This is a genomic window from Methylibium sp. T29 (genome assembly GCF_000576205.1).
In the GTDB taxonomy this organism is placed as follows: Bacteria; Pseudomonadota; Gammaproteobacteria; order Burkholderiales; family Burkholderiaceae_C; genus Methylibium; species Methylibium petroleiphilum.
In genome coordinates this window covers 1-720 of the sequence record NZ_AZND01000575.1, presented here as the reverse complement: position 1 = coordinate 720, position 720 = coordinate 1, and the positions used below count along the sequence as shown (strand labels likewise).

General features: G+C 71.7%; 1 protein-coding gene. It reads left to right on the top strand.

Features of this window, described 5'->3' with window-relative positions; genetic code table 11:
• Positions 1-720, top strand: a 720-nt coding sequence (locus tag x551_RS22915; protein WP_036252157.1) for a FimV/HubP family polar landmark protein, incomplete at both ends; no start/stop codon positions are given.

Sequence of the window (720 nt, the reverse complement as noted above, 5' to 3'; positions counted from 1 at the left end):
CGCGTCCGGCACCGGCACCGGCACCGCGCGCTGCGGCGGCCGAGCCGGCTGGCACGGGTGCCGCGTCCGAGTACCGCGTCAAGGCGGGTGACACGCTGTACCGCATCGCCACTCGCACGCAGCAGCCCGGCGTGTCGCTGGACCAGATGCTGGTGGCGCTCTATCGCAGCAACCCCGGCGCCTTCCTCGGCAACAACATGAACCGGCTCAAGGCCGGCGCCGTGCTCAATGTTCCGTCCGGTGAAGAGACTCAGGCCATCACGCCATCCGACGCCCGGCAGGTGATCCAGGCGCAGAGCGCCGACTTCGGCGCCTACCGTGCCAAGCTCGCCGGTGGCGTGCCCACTGCGGCCGCGCCCGACAGCAGCCGCTCTGCGGCGGGCAAGGTGCAGGCGGACGTGCAGGACCGCAAGACGGCCGCTGGTGGTACGCCGGACAAGCTGACCTTGAGCAAGGGTGCGGTCGGTGCGAGCAAGCCGGGGCCGGAAGACCAGGTGGCCAAAGGCCGCGAGCAGAAGGACAACTCCACCCGTGTGGCCGAATTGGCCAAGAACGTCGAGGAACTGAAGAAATTGCAGGGAGCGGCCGCGGCAGGTTCGGCGGCTTCAGCTGCGGTGGCCAAGCCGGGGGTCAGCGTACCCGCGCCAGTGGTCGTCCCGCCGACGCCGCCGAAGCCCGCTCCGGCGCCCGCACCAGTTCCCGCTCCGCCGCCGCCCGCGC